This is a genomic window from Paenibacillus sp. FSL H8-0175 (genome assembly GCF_045040615.1).
GTDB classification, from domain to species: domain Bacteria; phylum Bacillota; class Bacilli; order Paenibacillales; family Paenibacillaceae; genus Paenibacillus_AQ; species Paenibacillus_AQ odorifer.
Window position 1 is genome coordinate 755,885 of sequence record NZ_CP150299.1, and the last position, 23,025, is coordinate 778,909.

Genomic DNA, 23,025 nt, shown 5'->3' on the forward strand with positions numbered 1-23,025 from the left:
AATAAAGGTGAAAGCCAGATATAGTGTGATTGTACCCATGTTCAATGAGGAGCAAGTAATTAGCCATACTTATGAACGTTTGAAAAAAGTAATGGACGAGTGCGGCGATACTTATGAGCTGGTCTTTGTCAATGACGGCAGTCGTGATCGTTCCGCCCAGATGATTCGGGAGATCTGTGAACGAGACGAGCATGTCAAGCTGATTGACTTCTCGCGTAATTTCGGACATCAGGTAGCGATTACAGCTGGCATGGACTATGCCGAAGGTCAAGCGGTTGTTGTTATTGACGCTGATCTTCAGGATCCTCCGGAGGTCATTCTGCAAATGATCGAGAAGTGGAAAGAGGGCTACGACGTTGTATATGCGAAACGTCTGAAGCGCCACGGAGAAACGATGTTCAAAAAGGTCACCGCGAAGCTTTTTTACCGCCTGCTCAGCAGTATGACAAGTGTAGATATTCCTACGGATACAGGCGATTTCCGTCTTATTGACCGTAAGGTATGTGATGTCCTGCGGGGACTTAAAGAAAAGAACCGCTATGTCAGAGGTTTGGTGAGCTGGGTTGGCTTCAAGCAGACTATGGTGGAATATGAACGGGAAGAACGTTTTGCCGGAGAAACCAAATATCCGCTGAAGAAAATGATTCGTTTTGCGTTAGATGGCATCACCTCTTTTTCACATAAGCCGCTTAAGATTGCTACGTATATTGGATTCTTTCTTTCATTTTCTAGCTTTCTCTATTTATTTTTCGTCTTGTTCCAAAGGATATTTTTCACCTCCTGGACGGTTCCGGGCTGGGCTTCCATTGTAGGTGTCAATCTGCTCTTTAACGGTATTGTTCTGATGCTGTTGGGTGTGATTGGGGAGTATATCGGACGGATTTATGACGAGTCTAAAGATAGACCGCTATATATTGTTAGTGAGACTAAAGGCTACCAGAACGAAGAACAACTGGACCGCCGGAAGGACCACAATGATGTCAGATAAGAACTTGCGCGCTGCATTCATACAGTTCCTCAAATTTAATGCCGTAGGTTTGCTCAATACGCTTATTGATTTTGTGATTTTCACATTGTTGAATTCACTAGGGATGGTATACGCATTGGCGCAGGTGATCTCCTATAGTGCAGGCACGGCGAATAGCTTTATTTTGAATAAAAAAGTTACCTTTCGTGATCGCAACCGGGGGAATAAAGAAGGCTTCGACCGCGTACAGCTGGTCAAGTTTATCGTGCTGAATCTGGTAGTGCTCGGAATATCACTGTTGTTAATGCATCTGTTGACAGACAAACTAGGTATTCAAGTCTTGATCTCCAAGGTGCTGGTTACCTTTATCACGGTGATCATCAATTTCTTTGGAAGTCGTAAATGGGTATTTTAAACATTAATTTCAGGCAGAAGGAGTTGCTATGCTTAAAGGCAAGTAGCTGTTTCTGCTTGATTTGTATATAACCATAGAAACAATATACGGAGGTGAATAACATTGCGTAAATTCTCCTATCTACTCATACTGGCTGGGATACTTATCATGTTATATCCGACAGCTAACGAGTGGTACAACGACAGGCAGCAGGAGAAGTTATTAGAAACGGCTGAACTAAGCACTGCCGATAGTACTCCCCAGCCAGATCTAAAGAGCAGGTATGCTGAAGTTACTCAGCTGTTAGCAGAGGAATCGGTTCTGGATGCCCAGGCACAGCCCCAACCCCAAGAGACAGAAAAGCCTGAACCGGAGATTGAAGTCGGTGGCAAAGTAATCGCACTAATTGAAATCGATAAGATTGATTTGAAGCTGCCTGTATTAGAAGGGGCTACAAAAGCTAATATGAAACATGCTGCAGCCCATATGAAAGAAACGGCACCCCTTGGAGAGATCGGGAATGCTGCAATCGCGGCGCATCGGGCTAGAACTACGGGGCGTTTGTTTAACAGATTGAATGAGGTTGTTGTGGGGGATGTTATCACGGTAAAGACTAGTGATCAGGTGTTTAACTATGAGGTATACGATATTTCTGTTGTAGATCCGAGTGATGTCTCCGTTCTTGACGGGAATGACAAGGATAAGATTCTTACTCTGATTACATGTGATCCGCTAGTGAATCCAACGCATCGGCTGATTGTTCATGCCAAATTAACAAAAGGAGAATAGTGAATGACAAGAAAACACAAATACCGGGAGATATTTATAAAATAATGGGTAATCTAGTAAATTAGGTCTTGTTCACAACTATAAATATGATAGTATTATACTATGAAAGCTAAACACGATAACGGCAAACCTTCCGAAAGGTAGGGACGCAAAGCTAAAGGGCCTTTTCCCGAAAGGATGGCAGCCAGCTACCGAATGAAGAGGCTTTTTTTGTTTGTTTCAAATGGATTCTATCAATTATATCTAGTAAAGCTAGAACAGATAGAGCTTATACGATAACGGCAAACCTATCGAAAGGTAGGGACGCAAAGCTAAAGGGCCTTCCCGAAAGGATGGCAGCCAGCTACCGAAAGGAGTTTTATCCGTGAAAAAGGTTTATTTTATGCTGGTGGCGTTGTTCGTCCTAATGACTTCAGTTCCGGTAAGTACAGCTCAAGCTGCAAGTGCAGATGCCAGCTGGTTGATTACATCCAAAGTGGCTCAAGGTGTTATTGGTATTAACTATGATATTCCGAAAGATAAAAGAATCAAACTCATGATCACCAAAGATAACAGCAGCTATACATATAACTTGTATGCTTCTGGACAAGCTGAGGACTTCCCTTTGCAACAAGGAAATGGGACGTATAAGGTTTCTGTTCTGGAGAACACAACCGGCAATAAATACAAAGCATTATATTCCGAAGTAGTAGACGTAACCATGAGTGACTCGAATTCCGTATATTTGGGCTCCGTACAGAATGTGAAATGGAGTTCTTCTGATAAAGCGATTGTCAAAGCTAAACAATTAGTACAAGGCAAAACAACAGACGAAGAGAAAGTTAAAGCGATCTATAACTATGTAGTTGCGAATGTACAATATGATTACTCTCTTGCTAATAGTGTAACTACTGATTATATTCCAAGCATCGATAAGACATTGACTACTAAAAAAGGGATTTGCTATGATTACGCTTCTCTTTTTGCCGCAATGCTGCGGAGTGTAGATGTTCCTGCTAAGTTGGTAATGGGGAATACAAGCTACGTTACGCAATATCATGCATGGAACGAAGTGTTGCTTAATGGGAAGTGGGTTACCATTGATACTACAGTGGATGCAGGACTTGCAAAGAGTGATAAGAAAACCGATTTAATTAAAGCCTCAAGCAAATATACTGCGGCAAAATACTATTAAGTTCGTCCCTAGAAACATAACTCTATTAAATAAACAACTGGCTTAATTATTAAGCCAGTTGTTTATTTTTATATTAGGGGTTGCTTTTCTATTAATAGTTGGGGTATTATAGGTAAGCGTTGTTAGACAGCGTACAGGCGATATAGACGAGGCTGATAAAAAGCTTCGAAAAATAAAGCTTGCATTTCTGAAAACAACATGATATATTATAAGAGTTGCTGCTGAGACATTAAACGGCGCCAACGAGAACTTGATCTTTGAAAACTGAACAACGAGTGAGTAGGAAATCACGCAAGTGAAATCCAAAATTAGAGAATTAATTTTCTCGTCAGATGTTTCAAAATGAGCATATCGCTCTTTTCAATACTAATTGGAGAGTTTGATCCTGGCTCAGGACGAACGCTGGCGGCGTGCCTAATACATGCAAGTCGAGCGGAGTTATTTTGAAAGCTTGCTTTCAAAATAACTTAGCGGCGGACGGGTGAGTAACACGTAGGCAACCTGCCCTTCAGACTGGGATAACTACCGGAAACGGTAGCTAATACCGGATAATTTCTTTTTTCTCCTGAGAGAAGAATGAAAGACGGAGCAATCTGTCACTGAGGGATGGGCCTGCGGCGCATTAGCTAGTTGGTGGGGTAACGGCCCACCAAGGCGACGATGCGTAGCCGACCTGAGAGGGTGAACGGCCACACTGGGACTGAGACACGGCCCAGACTCCTACGGGAGGCAGCAGTAGGGAATCTTCCGCAATGGGCGAAAGCCTGACGGAGCAACGCCGCGTGAGTGATGAAGGTTTTCGGATCGTAAAGCTCTGTTGCCAGGGAAGAACGTCCGGTAGAGTAACTGCTACCGGAGTGACGGTACCTGAGAAGAAAGCCCCGGCTAACTACGTGCCAGCAGCCGCGGTAATACGTAGGGGGCAAGCGTTGTCCGGAATTATTGGGCGTAAAGCGCGCGCAGGCGGCTATTTAAGTCTGGTGTTTAAACCTTGGGCTCAACCTGAGGTCGCACTGGAAACTGGGTGGCTTGAGTACAGAAGAGGAAAGTGGAATTCCACGTGTAGCGGTGAAATGCGTAGATATGTGGAGGAACACCAGTGGCGAAGGCGACTTTCTGGGCTGTAACTGACGCTGAGGCGCGAAAGCGTGGGGAGCAAACAGGATTAGATACCCTGGTAGTCCACGCCGTAAACGATGAGTGCTAGGTGTTAGGGGTTTCGATACCCTTGGTGCCGAAGTTAACACAGTAAGCACTCCGCCTGGGGAGTACGGTCGCAAGACTGAAACTCAAAGGAATTGACGGGGACCCGCACAAGCAGTGGAGTATGTGGTTTAATTCGAAGCAACGCGAAGAACCTTACCAGGTCTTGACATCCCTCTGAATCTGCTAGAGATAGCAGCGGCCTTCGGGACAGAGGAGACAGGTGGTGCATGGTTGTCGTCAGCTCGTGTCGTGAGATGTTGGGTTAAGTCCCGCAACGAGCGCAACCCTTAACTTTAGTTGCCAGCAAGTAATGTTGGGCACTCTAGAGTGACTGCCGGTGACAAACCGGAGGAAGGTGGGGATGACGTCAAATCATCATGCCCCTTATGACCTGGGCTACACACGTACTACAATGGCCGGTACAACGGGAAGCGAAGCCGCGAGGTGGAGCCAATCCCATCAAAGCCGGTCTCAGTTCGGATTGCAGGCTGCAACTCGCCTGCATGAAGTCGGAATTGCTAGTAATCGCGGATCAGCATGCCGCGGTGAATACGTTCCCGGGTCTTGTACACACCGCCCGTCACACCACGAGAGTTTACAACACCCGAAGTCGGTGGGGTAACCCGCAAGGGAGCCAGCCGCCGAAGGTGGGGTAGATGATTGGGGTGAAGTCGTAACAAGGTAGCCGTATCGGAAGGTGCGGCTGGATCACCTCCTTTCTATGGAGAATCGTTCTCTGCAATGAGAACATTCAAATCGGAAGCTAAGCTTCCAAAACTCAGGTTTAGGCCTGTTACTCACTCGTTGCTCAGTTTTGAGAGTTTAAGCTCTCAAGTAAGACTTGATCCTTGAAAACTGGATACCGAAACGAATTTGCGTTTTAGAACATCTTTTAGCAACTTGTGTAAACAAGTAAATGTTATTAGTGAGATGATTCCAAAGAGAATGTCATCGTATGATATTTTCCTGCGGAAGAATCAAGGTTAAGCTAATAAGAGCACACGGAGGATGCCTAGGCGCCAGGAGCCGACGAAGGACGTGGCGAACAACGAAACTGCCTCGGGGAGCTGTAAGCAAGCTTTGATCCGGGGGTGTCCGAATGGGGAAACCCAGCTGTGGTAATTCGCAGTTACTCATTTCTGAATACATAGGAAATGTAGAGGCAGACCAGGGGAACTGAAACATCTAAGTACCCTGAGGAAGAGAAAACAATAGTGATTCCGTCAGTAGCGGCGAGCGAACGCGGAACAGCCTAAACCTAAGAGCTTGCTCTTAGGGGTTGTGGGACGTCTCACATGGAGTTACAAAGGAATATGGTAGGTGAAGAGGTCTGGAAAGGCCCGCGATAGAGGTAAAAGCCCTGTAACCTAAACTGTATTCTCTCCGAGACGGATCCCGAGTAGTGCGGGGCACGTGAAACCCCGTATGAATCCAGCAGGACCATCTGCTAAGGCTAAATACTACCTGGCGACCGATAGTGAAACAGTACCGTGAGGGAAAGGTGAAAAGCACCCCGGAAGGGGAGTGAAATAGAACCTGAAACCGTGTGCTTACAAAAAGTCAGAGCCCTATTAATGGGTGATGGCGTGCCTTTTGTAGAATGAACCGGCGAGTTACGTTTAACATGCAAGGTTAAGCCGAGAAGGTGGAGCCGCAGCGAAAGCGAGTCTGAATAGGGCGATTTAGTATGTGGACGTAGACCCGAAACCGTGTGATCTACCCCTGTCCAGGGTGAAGGTGCGGTAACACGCACTGGAGGCCCGAACCCACGTACGTTGAAAAGTGCGGGGATGAGGTGGGGGTAGCGGAGAAATTCCAATCGAACTCGGAGATAGCTGGTTCTCCCCGAAATAGCTTTAGGGCTAGCCTCGGTATAAGAGTAGTGGAGGTAGAGCACTGATTGGGTGCGGGGTCCGCAAGGATTACCAAGCTCAGTCAAACTCCGAATGCCATATACTTATTGCCGGGAGTCAGACAGTGAGTGCTAAGATCCATTGTCAAAAGGGAAACAGCCCAGACCATCAGCTAAGGTCCCCAAGTGTGTGTTAAGTGGGAAAGGATGTGGAGTTGCACAGACAACCAGGATGTTGGCTTAGAAGCAGCCACCATTGAAAGAGTGCGTAATAGCTCACTGGTCGAGTGACTCTGCGCCGAAAATGTAACGGGGCTAAACACACCACCGAAGCTATGGCTAGATACGTATGTATCTGGGGTAGGGGAGCGTTGTGTAGGGGTTGAAGGTGTACTGAAAAGAGCGCTGGACACTACACAAGTGAGAATGCCGGTATGAGTAACGAAAAGATCAGTGAGAATCTGATCCGCCGAAAGCCCAAGGTTTCCTGAGGAAGGCTCGTCCGCTCAGGGTAAGTCGGGACCTAAGGCGAGGCCGAAAGGCGTAGTCGAAGGACAACAGTTTGAAATTACTGTACCACCGTAATCCGCTATGAGCGATGGGGTGACGCAGGAGGGTAGTGACGCGGACTGATGGATGTCCGTCTAAGCAGTGAGGCTGATGTGTAGGCAAATCCGCACATCATTAAGGCTGGGCTGTGATGGGGAGCGAAAATTATAGTAGCGAAGGTCATGATCTCACACTGCCAAGAAAAGCCTCTAGCCAGGAGAAGGTGCCCGTACCGCAAACCGACACAGGTAGGCGAGAAGAGAATTCTAAGGCGCGCGGAAGAACTCTCGTTAAGGAACTCGGCAAAATGACCCCGTAACTTCGGGAGAAGGGGTGCCCCGGTAGTGTGAATAGCACGAGGGGGCCGCAGTGAAAAGGCCCAAGCGACTGTTTAGCAAAAACACAGGTCTGTGCGAAGCCGCAAGGCGAAGTATACGGGCTGACGCCTGCCCGGTGCTGGAAGGTTAAGGGGAGTGGTTAGGGGTAACCCGAAGCTATGAACCGAAGCCCCAGTAAACGGCGGCCGTAACTATAACGGTCCTAAGGTAGCGAAATTCCTTGTCAGGTAAATTCTGACCCGCACGAATGGCGTAACGACTTGGGCGCTGTCTCAACGAGAGATCCGGTGAAATTTTAATACCTGTGAAGATGCAGGTTACCCGCGACAAGACGGAAAGACCCCATGGAGCTTTACTGCAGCTTGATATTGAATTTGGGTACGATCTGTACAGGATAGGTGGGAGCCGTAGAAATCGGAGCGCAAGCTTCGGTGGAGGCGCCGTTGGGATACCACCCTGATCGTATCTAGGTTCTAACCTAGTGCCCTTACCGGGTACGGGGACCGTGTCAGGCGGGCAGTTTGACTGGGGCGGTCGCCTCCTAAAGAGTAACGGAGGCGTTCCAAGGTTCCCTCAGAATGGTTGGAAATCATTCGCAGAGTGCAAAGGCATAAGGGAGCTTGACTGCGAGACCTACAAGTCGAGCAGGGACGAAAGTCGGACTTAGTGATCCGGTGGTACCGCATGGAAGGGCCATCGCTCAACGGATAAAAGCTACCCTGGGGATAACAGGCTTATCTCCCCCAAGAGTCCACATCGACGGGGAGGTTTGGCACCTCGATGTCGGCTCATCGCATCCTGGGGCTGAAGTAGGTCCCAAGGGTTGGGCTGTTCGCCCATTAAAGCGGTACGCGAGCTGGGTTCAGAACGTCGTGAGACAGTTCGGTCCCTATCTGTCGTGGGCGCAGGAAATTTGAGAGGAGCTGTCCTTAGTACGAGAGGACCGGGATGGACGTACCGCTGGTGCACCAGTTGTTCCGCCAGGAGCATGGCTGGGTAGCTACGTACGGACGGGATAAGCGCTGAAAGCATCTAAGCGTGAAGCCCCCCTCAAGATGAGATTTCCCAATTAGTAAGACCCCTTGAAGACGACGAGGTAGATAGGTTGGAGGTGGAAGTGCAGCAATGCATGGAGCTGACCAATACTAATCGGTCGAGGGCTTATCCTATACGTAGAATGCAGATTCGTTTCGGATTCAGTTTTCAGGCATCAAGCCTGAAATACGCTTAGAAATTCATTGTCACTTCTGGTGATGAACCGAATTTCACGCGGCAGCGTCTGTTTCACAGACGCATGTTTGGTGGCGATAGCGGAGGGGTTCCACACGTACCCATCCCGAACACGACCGTTAAGTCCTCCAGCGCCGATGGTACTTGGACCGAAGGGTCCTGGGAGAGTAGGACGTTGCCAAGCACACGAAGCCATTGTTGATTTATCAACAATGGCTTTTTTGTTCCCTTTACCACTTAATTTTAAAAATGTGGATAAGTTATGGGGAATTAACGAAATTATAAAAGTTACTAACATGTGGATGAAATAATAAAATATATTCAAAAATGAAAGTAGTCCCCAATTTATGTGGATAGAGCAGTGGTATATGTGGATACTTCAAGTAAATGCAAGGATATTTTGCATGGCAGGAGGATAAACAATGGACAACAGTAGCAATCTTGTGTGGATAGAAGATTTTTCTGTACATGCGAGCGACACGGATTATCGTTCGCAGGGTAAGTTATCCTTTATTCTGGATATCATGCAATGTGCGGCAGACTTCGCAGTGGGTAATTTGGGGATAAGTGTGGAAGAAATTCTGAATGCAGGAATGGGCTGGATGATGATCACGTTAGATCTTGATTTTAAGCGTATTCCCCGCCCGAATGATGTGCTTAGCGTACATACCTGGAGTAAAGGCACTAAAGGGGCACTGTGGCAACGGGATTATCGTATTTTCGATGGAGATCATATAGAAATCGCCACAGCACGATCCATATGGGCTTTAGTAGATATTGAGAAGAGAAAGATACTTAGACCGAATGCCCTTCCAGTTCAGGTTAAGCACTATAATGGCGATTCAGTAGGCGATATGCCTGTTAAGGTAACGATCCCTTCTGATATTACTATGGAAGAAGCTTATCGGTATCAGGTAAGATATAGTGGGCTTGACAGCAACGGACATTTGAATAATGCCCGATACGGGGATTTATGTTGTGATGCGCTCACTTTAGCGGAATGGGATAATGCAGAGTTCACACGCTTCCGGATTACTTATCTACAAGAAGCTAAGTTTGGGGATGAACTGACTATTTTACGTTCAGCTGTAACGGATGATGGTATATATGTACGCGGTCAGAATAGTGATACTGTATATTTTGAAGCATGTATAGCGTTAAAAAGTGTCCAATAGTACGAATAAGTAAGTAATTTATAAATATGGAATATTATTATAAAAGCGATTTCTCCGAACATCAATCGGGGCAATCGCTTTTTTTATTGAAAACGGATGATGTTTCTAACATATTTGGAAATTTTTTTTGAGCCTGTCACAATTAAAGGGATCACATTCGTTATATAGTTGTAGTCAATAACAAGGAGGTGATTCTTTGGAACGTCGCAGCCCCGGGGTCCAAGTGAATCAAACAATAATTGAAGAGGCTATCGATCAGGTTCTTGCGGGTAACCGCGAAGCCTATAGAACTATAATACAAGCCTATGAAAGAAAGATTTATACGTATTGCTATTATATTTTGAGAAGTCATGAAGAAGCAGAGGATGCTGTGCAAGATATATTTGTAAAAGTGTATCAGGAACTCAGACGTTATGAGAAACGAGTCTCTTTTAGTGCATGGCTGTATAAAGTGGCCTATCATCATTGTCTGGATCAGGTTCGCAAACGCAAGCGAAGAAACCGTCTGTTGTCGCTATATAAAGAGCAGCAGCCCAAAGCCTATTATAATCCTAACGATGAGGAGCCATTGCAGAAGTTATTTATGGATGACCTGACAGCCGAAGAGAGCAATCTCCTGATTCTTAAGGTGGTTGAGCAGTACAGCTTTGAAGAAATGGGTCAGATTATGGATTGTAATTCAGCTACTTTACGCAAGAAATTTGAACGTCTACGCAAAAAGTTAGTCCGGCAAAGAATGAATGAAGGAGGCAGCCCTCATGGAGAAATGGCAAGATCGAACTGAAAGTCAGAAGATGGAGCACATTCGTCAAACATTCCAAAATCATGAAATGCCGGTAGACAGTTTCAGCGATTCAATTATGAAGCGGATAGGAGACGAGGGAATGGAAAAACGAGCGTCAAGAAAGAATGGAAATAAGTTTCTGAAAAAATCATTGGTGGCTGCCTCGGCAGCAGCAGTGTTGGGTGCGGGGATAATCGGTAGCGGATTTGTATCCCCGGTCATGGCTGAAACATTGAAGCAGATTCCTGTTGTAGGAAGTATTTTTAAGGGGATTGACGATAAAGGTCTAAATGCTGCTGAGGAAAAAGGATTATCTACTGCCCCTAACCAAAGCGTTACCCATGATGGAGTGACCTTAAAGGTTACCGATGCCTATTATGACGGCTCGCGGTTGGCTTTTGCGATTGAACGGGAAGGCATTGATAATGATAAGATGATGGCTGAGATGATTATTGAACCGATTGAGTTCGATCCATCGCTAACAGAACAACATGCGAAAGTGACAATGAACCAGTCCGAAAAAGGGTTGTTGGGTTCAGCAGAAGTGAAATTGCCGAATGGGAAAAAACTGGAGAGCCAAATGTCATCTTTTGGTGATGTTGAGGGAAAAAAGAATGCTATTTTATACGATTACAGAAATCTAAATAATATAGAGGCTTTGGGGGATGAATTTGAATTAAGCATCAGTGTGCCGGTTACACAAATTGCAGAGCCTTTTGTAATCAAGGTGCCGGTGAAAAAAGTAACGGAAGGAATTATCAAGCTTGATCTGAACCAAACAAAAGAGGCAGAAGAATTCAGTTATACGATTACCAAGCTGGAATTAACTCCAGCCACAAGCAGATTACAGCTCAGCGAAGAAGGTAAAGCGCCAACTGTGAAAGAAAAGGATGGATACACAACCTCTGAAATGTTCTATGAAATCGTTGATGAACTAGGTAATGCGTTCTCATCGGGTGGTTCATTTAACTTGCCAGCTATAGTCTATCCTTTGGTAGACAAAGATTTCATACCGTTCGCGCAAACACCAAAGACAATTACAGTTAAGCCGTTTACTTACTCCATTGATGAAAATCATAAAGCATTAAGGGATGAAGAAGGAAAACAAGTTAAACATTATTATCCGGAGCTTGAACAAACGATTCAGGTGGAGCAAAAGTAACTATTAATCCCATAAGCAAAAAAAGCCCGTGTCTGCATAGCAGATACGGGCTTTTTGTTAAAAAATGAGAATTTATAAGCTGCAAAACTATAATATCTTTATATTTCTAAGAGTAACGGTTGTCATCTATAAAAGACGACAACGTAGTCTCTTCTTGTAAAAATTCTAATGGAATGTAGATTTCACTCACCGAGTTTTCGTTATCTGGTCCAAGGTACAATTCACCATAATATTCCAATTCAAATGGAATGGACATCCTGTATTCTGTTTTCGGCAGCCAGATTCCGTAGATATATTTATAGGTAGAAGGGATATCACAAGAGCGGCCTTTATGGATGAATTTCAGATAACGTATGGGTGGTAAGATCTGAAGGGGGAAAGTCTGATTGTGGTCTGCTTTTATAGGACTAAGCTCGCAGGCACACATGATCGAAAACCCATTACTCTCATAGTCATCTGGCCAGAAGCCAAGCTGATAATATTTTTCAGGCTGTATTCTATCCGATATAGTGGCTACCTTATTGAAAAGCAAAGGCCAAGTATCAGAAATGACGGAGAAATCTAGGTCTACTTTAACTACGGGTCCTTGAAGTATAATTTCTCCGAAATCAACGAGCTGGGGGGAGAGATCACTATCAGAAAGGACTTGAAGTAGATCCTGTTCATATAGTCTAGGGAGCAAAGGGAGTTTCGTTTCAGTAAGTCTTTTTCGAACAAGAGAGGGAGTCGTGTGCAGCATTCTTTTGAAGGCACGGGTAAAGGTCTCATAGTTACTAAAGTTATAGTCTAATGAAATGTCCTGGAGTGAACGTTCTGGCATTCGATGAATGTCTAAGGCTGCTTCAGTGATTTTGCGTCTGGCTATATAGTCGCCGGGTGCTATCCCAGTGACTGCTTGAAATAGACGGGTGAAATGATAAAGGGAGTATCCCATTTCTTTGGAGAGGACAGCTACAGGAAGAAACGTGGTTAAGCGATCCTCAATGAGATCTAAGGCTTGAATGATTAGTTGGCGATTGTTCAAGAGATGTCCTCCCATAACAGTTAATAGAAATGGTGTCTAGCACGATTACTTCAATGATTTGCTGTCCAGTCGCCCCAAACAGCAGCCCAATCGGGAACTGTCACTTCCATTACGCGATCTGCACTAGGAAAATAGGCTTTGATGTCGAGAACAGGTGTACCCGGATAGGCATCAAGCCCGGCCACCTCCACTATTCCAGAGTCTACATCGACAGAGAGGATTGCTGCTACACTTAGCCCAATCGGATTAGGGCGAATAGGGGAACGGGAAGCGAATACTCCAGTTAAGGTCGCATCATAAGGAGGCTGAATCTGTGTAGTCTGCCGGAAATGATCCTCTGCAAACTCATGCAGCCACCAAAGTACTTGGCAATGACTAAACTGAGATAAACCTTTAAGCGCTGGTCTGAATTCCGGGTTGATTTCAAGCCGCAAATTATGTGCTGTACCTCTAACCGATCCTATAGATAATATATTATAGCTTTCTTGTTCATTCATTGACTATGACTCCTTTCGGGTATCAGATATGATCTAGTGTATAACAGAGGCATACGGTAAAGCCTGACGATATTTGCTAACATTCATTTAATGCTATAATGAAATTTGATGTGGAAAGGGGAGCATTATGAAGACACTAGTATTGGCGGAGAAGCCGTCTGTTGCACGCGAGATTGCACGGGTCATGGGATGCAATAATAAACAGAAGAGTTATATTGAAGGTCCAAAATATGTGGTTACCTGGGCGCTGGGTCATTTGGTCGGCCTGGCAGAGCCAGAGGATTATAATAAAAAGTTTGCAACTTGGGCCTTGGAGGATCTGCCGATTTTGCCGGAGAAGACCAAGCTGAAGGTGCTGCGGGAGACCAACCAGCAATATAAAGCTGTCCAGCACCTAATGAAGCGTCAGGACATTGAGGAGCTTATTGTTGCTACAGATGCTGCCCGTGAAGGGGAGCTGCTGGCTCGTTGGATTATGAATATGGCAGGGTGGAAAAAGCCATTCCGGCGGTTATGGATATCCTCGCAGACTGATAAGGCAATTAAAGAGGGATTTGCAAAACTCCGTCCGGGCCGGGAATTTGATCGGTTGTATGAATCTGCACGTTGCCGCGCAGAGGCGGATTGGATGATTGGACTGAATGTCACAAGAGCTTTGACCTGTAAGTTCGGTTCGCCGCTCTCAGCAGGACGGGTACAAACGCCGACATTAGGGATGATCATGGATCGTGAACAGGAGATTACGGGTTTCCGTTCCGTCGATTTTGAGACGCTGACTGCTGATTTTGGGGATTTCCAAGCGGCATGGCGGGCCAGTAACGGTGATGGTCGAATATTCGAAAAGGATAAGACAGCCAGCTTAAAGGATAAGCTTACAGGACGCAGCGGCCGTATTATTAAGGTACAGAAGAGTGAGAAAAGTGAACCTCATCCACTGGCTTATGATCTGACTGAACTGCAGCGTGATGCGAACCGGAAGTTCGGCTTCTCCGCGAAGCAGACCTCCAGTGTGCTGCAGCGGTTATATGAGCAGCATAAACTTGTCACATACCCGCGTACGGACAGTCGTTACTTAACTTCAGATATGACGGGCACACTCAAGGAAAGACTGGATAGTGTTGCGGTCGGTCCATATGCAGCGTTAGCACGTCCATTGCTGCGCAAGCAGCTGCGGATTACGAAGCGAATCGTGGATGATAGTAAAGTCAGTGATCACCACGCTATTATTCCTACAGAACAGACCGTATTGTTAAATGGTCTGAGTACTGAAGAACGTAAGTTGTATGATCTGATTGTGCGGCGTTTTATAAGCTTGTTCTATCCGCCAGCTCGTTATGATGCGGTAGCTGTAACCGTCAATGTGGAAGGCGAAAGCTTCCATGTCAAAGGGACGACAGTAAAAGATGCCGGCTGGCGCGAAGTATACGGCGGAGATATGAGTAGTGATGACGAGGAGGAATCTGCGGACGAGCCGGCAGCGGGCAGTGTAAAGCTGCCTGAGCTGCGCGAAGGGGCTGCTGTCACGATTGGCCGCTGTATGGTGCGTGCTGGCCGAACACAGCCACCGAAGCGTTATAATGAAGCTTCGCTGTTGACGCAAATGGAGAAGCACGGCCTCGGAACCCCGGCTACACGCGCGGATATTATTGAGAAGCTGGTAAGCTCCGATACAATTGAGCGGCAAGGTAATCTCCTGCATCCGACAGGAAAAGGTAAGCAGTTAATCGAGCTGGTATCCACTCAGCTACGAACCCCGGATCTAACCGCACGTTGGGAAGCTGAGCTGGAGAAAATAGCGCGTGGTCAAGGCAAACCGGAGCTCTTTTTACAAGGTATCCGCGGTATGGCACAGGAATTGGTAACAGGTGTGAAAACTAGCGGAGCAGAATATAAGCCGCATAATGTCTCTAACAGTCATTGTCCGGAATGCGGTACAAGACTGCTCGAGAAGAAGAGCAAACGAGGGAAGCTGCTGGTGTGTCCTGCAGATAACTGTGGTTACACCCGTGCAGGTGAGAAAAGACTATCGAATCGCCGCTGCCCACAGTGCCATAAGAAAATGGAGCTTAAAGAGGGTAAAGCAGGCATGTTCGTACAATGTCTAGGCTGTGGAATCACAGAGACCTTAGATAAGGATCACAAGCATGTTAATAAACGTGAACAGCAAAAGCTGGTGCAGCAATACAGCAAGCAGGAAAGCATTGGTTCTAACCTTGGGGAACTGCTGAAAGCAGCGCTTGAAGGACAAAAGAAGGATAAGTAGTAGGAATCATCGGATGGTTAGCTTCAATTAAAACGAATGATTAGAATAATGAAGGCTGCTGAGTGTGCTCAGCAGTCTTTTTTCTATCCTAGTAAGTTTATGTGGTCTACGGATAGGCTTTGAATTAGAATGGTAAGCAAATGAGTGGAGCAGGTGATTAGGTGGCAGCTGAGCAGCAGGCGAATCCGTTGAAAGCGGCAGATCGCCCACAGGGGCAAGGAAGCAGCAGGTTTTTCTTTTTGGTTATTGTATTTATGTTTTGGTTCTCTTCTTATATTTATGTGCCGGTGCTTTCACCATATGTTGAGCATTTGGGAGCATCGTATTTTATGGTGGGCATGGTGCTTGGGATATATGGGTTAATGCAGATCCTATTCCGTATACCCATTGGCATCGGTTCAGATTATTTAAATAGGCGGCGGCCGTTTATCTATCTGGGATTGATTGCGAGTGGAGTCAGCTGTTTTCTTTTTATGTGGGGAGCACAGCCGGGTTGGGCGTTGGCAGCACGTGCGGTATCCGGGATAGCAGCATCGGCATGGGTTGTGTACTCTGTGATGTTTGCAGGTTATTTTCCAAAAGAGGAAGCTGGAAAAGCGATGGGCATGCTGCAATTCACTACAGTAATCGCCCAATTGACCAGCATGATGATCAGCGGCTATATGGTAGAGCATTGGGGCTGGAATGCCCCCTTCCTGATTGGTGGAATTGTAGCTATTGCGGCACTAATACTTGCGCTTCGGTTACCGGAACAAAAGCAGGAAAAACGGCAAAATGCCATACAGATCAAGGAACTGGCTGGTGTCGTAAAGGAACCTTTGCTGGTAAAAGTATCACTGTTGTCTGTGCTGGCACACTGTGTGCTATTTATAACAATGTTCGGATATACTCCGAACCAGGCGCTGAATATCGGAGCAAGCAAAGAAAGCTTGGGCTGGCTAACACTCGCTTTTATGATTCCGCATGCCATCGCAACGCTCTACGGCTCACGTCTGTTTGGAGGGCTGCTGGGTGATAGAGGGAAGCTTATGCTAGGCTTTGCGGGAAGCGCACTGTTTACGCTGCTCATTCCTTCTATGCCGACGTTAGCGGCGCTTTGTCTGACTCAGGTGGGGAATGGTTTTATGCAGGGACTTATTTTTCCGCTGCTGTTGAGTAAATCCGTATCAGAAATAGATCCTTTTAAACGGGCTACAGCTATGGGTTTCTATCAGGCCGTTTATGCGATAGGGATGTCAGCAGGGCCATTCGTAGCAGGTTGGATGAGCTCTGTATATGGCTTGACCGGAGGATTCTGGTTAGGTGGGATTGCGGCGGCGTTGGCTACAATTTTATCCTGGGTATGGATGAAGGATACGAAGCAGAAGCAGCTAAAAGCAACTTAACAGACTTGGCAGAGCGTGTAAGGATGATTGGTTTTTTGTGCAAAAGAGGAATATAATAGAGATAGGAAGCAAGGAGGAGGAGCCCGGGAGAATGGTCAAGGTTGTAATGTTGTGGTTTGTGGTAATTAATATAATCGGGTATGTAGTGATGTCCGAGGACAAGAACAAAGCCCGCAAAAGGCGGGAACGTGTACCTGAGAAAACACTTTTTCTGCTGGCAGCCATGGGCGGCGCACTAGGTGTGCTGATTGCCATGTACCGTAAGCGCCACAAGACGCGTCATACATCCTTCAGGATCGGAATTCCGCTTCTGCTGCTGCTGAATATCTTTTTGTACAGCTATTTTTTAAGATAATAGTCTTTAGGATTACAAACTAGAAAAAGAGGTGGCGTACATGTTATTCTCTAAAATTTTGCTAGCCTATGACGGTTCAAAGGCTTCTAATCAAGCATTGGAGCGCGCAATTGAACTCGCTAAAGTCACACCAGGTTCTATATTGCATGTCGTACACGCATTTGAATTCCCAAGATTTTTTATCGGAGAAGCTCTTGCACCACTACCAGCTTCAGTAAATAAAGAATATTATGATTTGGCAGTGCAGACAACCGAGGAAGTGAAGGGACGCCTTGAGGCTGAAGGCCTGAATGCTGAGGTTGAGCTTTTACAAGGATCTCCTGCGGAAGTGATTTTGAAATATGCTAAGGAAAATGCTATAGACATCATAGTTATCGGCAGCCGCGGGCTTGGCGGTATACGTGAATTTGTTCTGGGCAGTGTCAGCCATAATGTAGTACAAAGCGCTCGTATTCCAGTGCTGGTTGTAAAATAATATAGAGTTCAAAGGGACGCTGATAGCGTTCCTTTTTTTCAATTTAAGGCTGTACAGGTCTTAATCTGGAGCTTAAACACCATAGAGCGCTAGAGGTAGGAGCGTACGGAAAGAAGTACTTCTTCACAAAATATAAGGTTATTGAGAATTTAAATTCGCCCAAAAGCGAACATTTATTATGGTGATTTTACCAATGTTCGTGTTTGAGTTGACATCATGTGTAGGGGATTGTTAAACTGATGTCATGAAGAGCTCGTATAAAACCGGGAATATGGCCCGGAAGTTTCTACCCGGGAACCGTAAATTACCGGACTACGAGGAAATAGGATGCTAGAATGCGATAATGCAGTCCAGATAATGGAGTGATGCATTGTGCAGCTTTCCGCGCTTAATGCCAGTTTGGTGAGAGGCAAGCGGGAGTGTTTTTTCCTAATTCCTTTACTAGTCCGATCCTCCCGCAGCAAAATGCGTCTGGACATCGGGCTTTTTTAATATAAGGAATAAGTTACACATAATACATCAACCTTATATTATTAAGGAAAACGATAGTCATCCCTGAAGGACGAGAATGTAGTCTCTGCTTGTTCGGATTTACAAGATAAAGATATCTCATACTAGTGATTGGAAGGTAGGTCGAATCATGTCTGTGCAGGTAGCTGTCATCATGGGTAGTAAGTCGGATTGGGATACGATGGAGCACGCTTGTGGGGTGCTGGAAGAGCTGGGTTTGTCTTATGAGAAGAAGGTAGTATCCGCGCACCGTACACCGGACTTGATGTTCCGCTATGCGGAGGAAGCCGCTGGCCGCGGCATTCGCGTGATTATTGCAGGAGCAGGCGGCGCCGCGCATTTGCCGGGTATGGTGGCTGCAAAGACGATCCTGCCAGTGATTGGTGTGCCCGTGCAGTCGAAAGCACTTAATGGGCTGGATTCGCTGCTCTCCATCGTGCAGATGCCTGGAGGCATACCGGTAGCAACGGTAGCTATTGGTAAGGCAGGCGCTGTAAATGCAGGCCTGCTGGCCGCACAGATCATCGGAGCGTTCGACCCCGAAGTGCAGCAGCGTGTGCAGCTGCGTCGGGATGCGATCCGCGATGAAGTATTGGAAAGCAGCGACAGCTTATGAGGCCGGAGGAGCTGAAGCTGCAGGAGGCTGGCGGCGCAGCTTCGCCAGCCGCACAAGCGTCCGGTGCGGACACCGTCCGGACGCTGCTGCCCGGCGCGACCGTCGGCGTGCTCGGCGGCGGGCAGCTCGGGCGCATGATGGCGCTGGCCGGCAGCGCCATGGGGTACCGCTTCGTGGCGCTGGATCCTGCGCCGGATGCGCCTAGCGGTCAAGTTACGCCGCAGATTACGGCGGCGTATAACGACCGGGACGCGGCGCGGGAGCTGGCCCGCCGCTCGGACGTCATCACGTACGAGTTCGAGAACGTCGACGCGGGCGTAGCAGCGCTGCTGGCGGAAGAATCGTACGTGCCGCAGGGCAGCGCGCTGCTGTATACCACGCAGCATCGGCTGCGCGAAAAATCCGCCATCGAGGCGGCGGGCGTTCCGGTCGCCCCGTACCGGAAGGTGGACAGCCTTGCGGAGCTAAAAGAGGCGGCGGCTGAACTTGGACTACCTTGCGTGCTCAAGACAGCCACAGGCGGTTATGACGGCAAGGGTCAAGCTGTGATTCGTCAGGAAGAAGAGCTGGAAGAAGCCTTCCGGCAGGTTGCACCCGGTGAGGTGATTCCGGAGCTGGTGCTTGAGAAGTTTGTAGCTTTTCAATGCGAAATATCCGTTGTTGCTGCACGTAGTGCATCTGGGGAGGTCAAAAGCTTCCCGCCTTCTGAGAACATTCATGTAAACAATATTTTGCATCTGTCCATTGTGCCTGCAAGAGTGTCAGCGGACATTCAGCGCAGAGCTTGCGAGCTGGCTGAGACTTTAATCGCAGGCCTGAATGCGGTTGGACTGCTTGCCGTGGAAATGTTCGTCACAGTGGACGGTGAATTGTTCGTCAATGAGCTGGCACCAAGACCGCATAATTCCGGCCATTACACCATGGATGCTTGCGTGACCTCACAGTTCGAGCAGCATGTCCGGGCGATTTGTAATCTGCCGCTGGGCGATACAACGCTTTTGACACCTGTAGTTATGGTAAATGTATTAGGTCAGCATTTGGATGGTGCGATTAAAGCGACCTGTACACATGAGGAAAAAGATAATAAGCTGGGTATTGTACCTAAGCTTCATATATATGGCAAGACTGAGAGTAAGACTGGTCGTAAGATGGGTCATATCAATCTGCTGTGCAAGGATACCGGAGACGGCCTATCCTGGGTGGAGCAATCTAAACTTTGGAGGAACTAAAGAATATGATCGAACGTTACAGCAGACCCGAGATGCGGGCCATTTGGACTGAGGAGAATAAATTCAAAGCGTGGCTGGAAGTGGAAATATGCGCTTGTGAAGCATGGGCGGAGCTGGGAGTCATCCCACATGAAGACGCTGCTAAGCTGCGTAAGGATGCTAAATTCGACATCGCACGTATTGATGAAATCGAACAGGAAACACGTCATGACGTAATCGCCTTTACTCGTGCGGTTTCCGAAAGCCTTGGCGCAGAACGCAAATGGGTACACTACGGCCTTACTTCCACAGATGTGGTGGATACAGCACTGGGTTACTTGCTGCGTCAAGCGAATGAGATTCTAGAGAAGGATATTATTAACTTCATTGAGATCCTTAAAGATAAAGCTATTGCTTATAAAGATACACCGATGATGGGCCGTACACATGGGGTTCATGCTGAGCCAACTACTTTTGGTCTGAAAATGGCATTGTGGTACGAAGAAATGAAACGTAACCTGGAGCGTTTCCGCCATGCTGCGAATGGTGTGCAATTTGGCAAAATCTCCGGAGCCGTGGGTACGTATGCCAACATCGATCCATTCGTAGAAGAATTTGTCTGCCGTAAGCTGGGTACAAGCCCTGCACCGATCTCGACACAAACTCTACAGCGCGACCGTCACGCTGAATATATGGCAGCTCTTGCTCTGGTAGCAACCTCGCTAGACAAATTCGCTACCGAAATCCGCGCTCTGCAAAAGAGTGAGATTCGCGAAGTAGAAGAAGCTTTTGCCAAAGGTCAAAAGGGTTCATCTGCTATGCCGCATAAACGGAATCCTATTGGCTGCGAGAATATTTCCGGTCTGTCCCGCGTGATTCGCGGACATATGGTTACAGCTTACGAGAACGTGCCGCTCTGGCATGAACGAGATATCTCGCACTCTTCAGTGGAGCGTATCATCCTTCCGGATGCAACGATGCTGCTGAACTACATGCTGAACCGTTTCGGAAACATCGTGAAGAACCTGACTGTATTCCCAGAGAATATGAAGCGTAACATGAACCGTACCTTCGGCGTTCCTTTCTCTGGCCGGATCTTAACCAAGCTGATTGATAAAGGCTTTAGCCGCGAGCAAGCGTACGATACCGTCCAACCACGTGCGATGCAAGCTTGGGAAGAGCAAAAGCAGTTCCGTGATATCGTGGAAGCTACACCTGAAATCACTAATGTCCTCACCCCAGAAGAGATTGAAGATGCATTTAACCCTTCTTGGCACCTTAAGCATGTGGATACCATCTTCCGCAAGCTAGAACTTATCTAAGAAAAGATAAGTTAGTGGTGAACTAAGGAGCTAGGAATAGTACGAGCGGTTAAGGTTGTGCAGAATTGAAATGCAACTGGTCGATAAGGAACGGAGAGAAATTTTGGAACTGTAGAAGCGTTAGCGTTCGCCTTTATCCTCGGATTTCTACCACGTGCAGTGGTTCAAATCAGGAAATCTGAGGATAACAGCGATCGGAAGTCCAAACATTCCTCGGAGTTACGCCTTTGAGACTCTAAAAAAGATAAGTTAGTGGTGAACTAAGGAACTAGGAATAAAAGAAATCGGTCGAAGGAGTAATGGAGAGGAAGTTTGGAACTGTAGAAGCGTTAGCGTTCGCCTTTATCCTCGGATTTCTACCGCAGCAGCGGTTCAATCAGGAAATCTGAGGATAACAGCGATCGGAAGTCCAAACATTCCTCGGAGTTACGCCTTTGAGACCAGATAGTTATTAGGGAGATCATTAGTTCAAGGGAGGAAAGGTCATGACATCATCGGCCGTATCCACAGCCGTGGAACTCATCAATGCGCCGCTGCTCTACAAAGGGAAGGTTCGTGAGCTATACGATTTAGGGGAAAATGTACTGATCGTAGTTACAGATCGGATATCTGCTTTTGACTATGTGCTGGACCCGGCAGTCCCTGAAAAGGGCAATGTGCTTAACCGTCTGAGCGCGTTCTGGTTCGGACAGACTAAAGAGCTGATGGAGAATCATGTCGTTCATATCGATGTGGATCTGCTCGGCGACGTAGTTAAGGACAAAGAGGCTCTCAGAAACCGTGTCATGGTGGTACGCAAAGCTGAGCGTATTGATATCGAATGCGTAGTGCGTGGATGCATCACTGGCGGCGGCTGGAGACAGTATCAAGAAACCGGCAAGGTAAATGGTATTGAACTTCCTGCTAACCTCCGCAAAAACGCGCTGCTGGCAGAACCGATTTTTACTCCTGCGGCTAAAAATGATGTAGGTCACGATGAGGATATTCCGTTTGAGAAAATGCAGGAATTAATCGGAGCTGATCTGGCGCTTGAGCTGCAGGAAAAGAGCTTAAAGCTGTTCGCTTTTGCTAGAGAGTATTGTGCTGAGCGTGGGATCATTCTTGCGGACTGCAAATTCGAATTCGGCTTGTTGGACGGTAAGGTGATTCTGATCGATGAGATTTTTACACCGGATGCTTCCCGCTTCTGGGCTAAGGATAAATACGCGCTTGATATTGAAATTGATAGTATGGATAAAGAGCCTGTTCGTACGTATCTATCTGCATCTGCCTGGGACAAGAATAGTAAACCTGATCCGCTCCCACTGGAAGTAGTAGAAGAAACTACACGGCGTTATCTGGACATTTATCATCGTCTTACTGGCAAGTCTTTATAGTTCAACATAGTGTGTGCACTCATGGGAATAAATTCAGTATATATTTTTGAAGCTAAATGTACTCATTGTAGAATTTCAGTTTCAGAGGGTATGCTCATTAAAATTTAGGAGGAACTACAAGCATATGTTAAAAGCGACGGTATATGTCACCATAAAGAAAAGCGTTCTTGATCCACAAGGGGTAGCAGTACAAGGAGCACTTCATTCGGTAGGCTTCCAAGAAGTTGAAAGCTTGCGTATCGGGAAATATATGGAGCTGACTTTGGATACGGATAACCGTGCTGAAGCGGAAGTTCGTCTCAAGGAAATGTGCGAAAAGCTACTTGCCAACACGGTGATCGAGGATTACCGCTACGAATTGGAGGACTAAACGA

At 46.8% G+C, this 23,025-nt stretch carries 18 protein-coding genes, 3 rRNA genes and 3 riboswitches; of the genes, 19 read left to right on the forward strand and 2 right to left on the reverse strand.

Annotated elements, in window-relative coordinates; genetic code table 11:
* Nucleotides 1-7 precede the first annotated feature (7 nt).
* From MHH46_RS03325 to MHH46_RS03370, 10 genes are all read left to right on the forward strand, one after another.
* Nucleotides 8-988 carry a glycosyltransferase family 2 protein gene (locus tag MHH46_RS03325; RefSeq protein ID WP_036679898.1) on the forward strand — a complete coding sequence of 327 codons (981 nt, stop codon included), beginning with the start codon at nucleotides 8-10 and terminating at the stop codon, nucleotides 986-988.
* The gene (locus MHH46_RS03330; RefSeq protein WP_076130538.1) at nucleotides 975-1,382 is read left to right on the forward strand and encodes a GtrA family protein; all 408 of its coding nucleotides are present in this window, start codon (nucleotides 975-977) and stop codon (nucleotides 1,380-1,382) included. The genes MHH46_RS03325 and MHH46_RS03330 overlap by 14 nt, the downstream gene beginning before the upstream one ends.
* A 102-nt stretch (nucleotides 1,383-1,484) precedes the next feature.
* Entirely contained in the window at nucleotides 1,485-2,150 is a 666-nt protein-coding gene (locus MHH46_RS03335) for a class D sortase (protein ID WP_248549048.1), read from the forward strand.
* A 113-nt stretch (nucleotides 2,151-2,263) separates the two neighbouring features.
* Nucleotides 2,264-2,346: riboswitch (cyclic di-GMP riboswitch) on the forward strand.
* 74 nt (nucleotides 2,347-2,420) lie between these two features.
* A riboswitch (cyclic di-GMP riboswitch) is annotated at nucleotides 2,421-2,501 on the forward strand.
* Between the two features lie 13 nt (nucleotides 2,502-2,514).
* On the forward strand, nucleotides 2,515-3,324 hold the full coding sequence (locus MHH46_RS03340; RefSeq protein WP_038568647.1) for a transglutaminase family protein: 810 nt from the start codon (nucleotides 2,515-2,517) through the stop codon (nucleotides 3,322-3,324).
* Nucleotides 3,325-3,691: 367 nt separating this feature from the next.
* Nucleotides 3,692-5,249, forward strand: a 16S ribosomal RNA gene (locus tag MHH46_RS03345).
* Between the two features lie 262 nt (nucleotides 5,250-5,511).
* Nucleotides 5,512-8,438, forward strand: a 23S ribosomal RNA gene (locus MHH46_RS03350).
* Between the two features lie 128 nt (nucleotides 8,439-8,566).
* Nucleotides 8,567-8,683: ribosomal RNA gene (gene rrf / locus MHH46_RS03355) — 5S ribosomal RNA — on the forward strand.
* Together the 16S, 23S and 5S rRNA genes form the textbook arrangement of a ribosomal RNA operon.
* 238 nt (nucleotides 8,684-8,921) lie before the next feature.
* A complete protein-coding gene (locus MHH46_RS03360; protein WP_076195120.1) occupies nucleotides 8,922-9,674 on the forward strand; it encodes an acyl-[acyl-carrier-protein] thioesterase in 753 nt (250 codons plus the stop codon).
* Nucleotides 9,675-9,870: 196 nt separating this feature from the next.
* Nucleotides 9,871-10,458 (forward strand): RNA polymerase sigma factor, encoded by a 588-nt coding sequence (locus MHH46_RS03365; protein ID WP_076128449.1) that lies wholly within the window; start codon nucleotides 9,871-9,873, stop codon nucleotides 10,456-10,458.
* Nucleotides 10,433-11,620 carry a DUF4179 domain-containing protein gene (locus tag MHH46_RS03370; RefSeq protein WP_076128451.1) on the forward strand — a complete coding sequence of 396 codons (1,188 nt, stop codon included), beginning with the start codon at nucleotides 10,433-10,435 and terminating at the stop codon, nucleotides 11,618-11,620. The genes MHH46_RS03365 and MHH46_RS03370 overlap by 26 nt, the downstream gene beginning before the upstream one ends.
* A gap of 106 nt (nucleotides 11,621-11,726) precedes the next feature.
* Here the strand turns inward: MHH46_RS03370 and MHH46_RS03375 are convergent, their stop codons facing one another.
* Nucleotides 11,727-12,644, reverse strand: coding sequence for an AraC family transcriptional regulator (locus MHH46_RS03375; RefSeq protein WP_076195118.1), 918 nt, complete (start codon nucleotides 12,642-12,644; stop codon nucleotides 11,727-11,729).
* Nucleotides 12,645-12,694: 50 nt separating this feature from the next.
* Nucleotides 12,695-13,141, reverse strand: a complete 447-nt coding sequence (gene tsaA / locus MHH46_RS03380) for a tRNA (N6-threonylcarbamoyladenosine(37)-N6)-methyltransferase TrmO (protein WP_076148050.1) — start codon at nucleotides 13,139-13,141, stop codon at nucleotides 12,695-12,697.
* 127 nt (nucleotides 13,142-13,268) lie between these two features.
* On the opposite strand from tsaA, the gene MHH46_RS03385 reads away from it, so the two are divergent.
* The 9 genes from MHH46_RS03385 to purS all read left to right on the forward strand — a co-directional run bounded on the left by MHH46_RS03385 (nucleotide 13,269) and on the right by purS (nucleotide 23,021).
* A complete protein-coding gene (locus MHH46_RS03385) occupies nucleotides 13,269-15,404 on the forward strand; it encodes a DNA topoisomerase III (protein WP_076195116.1) in 2,136 nt (711 codons plus the stop codon).
* Nucleotides 15,405-15,565: 161 nt separating this feature from the next.
* Nucleotides 15,566-16,789, forward strand: coding sequence for an MFS transporter (locus MHH46_RS03390; RefSeq protein ID WP_081387999.1), 1,224 nt, complete (start codon nucleotides 15,566-15,568; stop codon nucleotides 16,787-16,789).
* Between the two features lie 91 nt (nucleotides 16,790-16,880).
* Nucleotides 16,881-17,144 carry a DUF1294 domain-containing protein gene (locus MHH46_RS03395; RefSeq protein WP_036680925.1) on the forward strand — a complete coding sequence of 88 codons (264 nt, stop codon included), beginning with the start codon at nucleotides 16,881-16,883 and terminating at the stop codon, nucleotides 17,142-17,144.
* Between the two features lie 40 nt (nucleotides 17,145-17,184).
* A complete protein-coding gene (locus MHH46_RS03400) occupies nucleotides 17,185-17,619 on the forward strand; it encodes a universal stress protein (protein ID WP_036680923.1) in 435 nt (144 codons plus the stop codon).
* Between the two features lie 233 nt (nucleotides 17,620-17,852).
* Nucleotides 17,853-17,954: riboswitch (purine riboswitch) on the forward strand.
* Between the two features lie 305 nt (nucleotides 17,955-18,259).
* Nucleotides 18,260-18,745 (forward strand): 5-(carboxyamino)imidazole ribonucleotide mutase, encoded by a 486-nt coding sequence (purE, locus tag MHH46_RS03405; protein WP_036680920.1) that lies wholly within the window; start codon nucleotides 18,260-18,262, stop codon nucleotides 18,743-18,745.
* Nucleotides 18,742-19,974: a 5-(carboxyamino)imidazole ribonucleotide synthase gene (gene purK / locus MHH46_RS03410; RefSeq protein WP_076195114.1), complete on the forward strand. Its 1,233-nt coding sequence runs from the start codon at nucleotides 18,742-18,744 to the stop codon at nucleotides 19,972-19,974. Before purE ends, purK begins: the two co-directional genes overlap by 4 nt.
* A 5-nt stretch (nucleotides 19,975-19,979) precedes the next feature.
* Nucleotides 19,980-21,275 carry an adenylosuccinate lyase gene (gene purB / locus MHH46_RS03415; protein ID WP_036680917.1) on the forward strand — a complete coding sequence of 432 codons (1,296 nt, stop codon included), beginning with the start codon at nucleotides 19,980-19,982 and terminating at the stop codon, nucleotides 21,273-21,275.
* Between the two features lie 485 nt (nucleotides 21,276-21,760).
* Nucleotides 21,761-22,651 carry a phosphoribosylaminoimidazolesuccinocarboxamide synthase gene (locus MHH46_RS03420; protein ID WP_076136913.1) on the forward strand — a complete coding sequence of 297 codons (891 nt, stop codon included), beginning with the start codon at nucleotides 21,761-21,763 and terminating at the stop codon, nucleotides 22,649-22,651.
* Nucleotides 22,652-22,775: 124 nt separating this feature from the next.
* Nucleotides 22,776-23,021 carry a phosphoribosylformylglycinamidine synthase subunit PurS gene (gene purS, locus MHH46_RS03425; protein WP_036680912.1) on the forward strand — a complete coding sequence of 82 codons (246 nt, stop codon included), beginning with the start codon at nucleotides 22,776-22,778 and terminating at the stop codon, nucleotides 23,019-23,021.
* Nucleotides 23,022-23,025 lie beyond the last annotated feature (4 nt).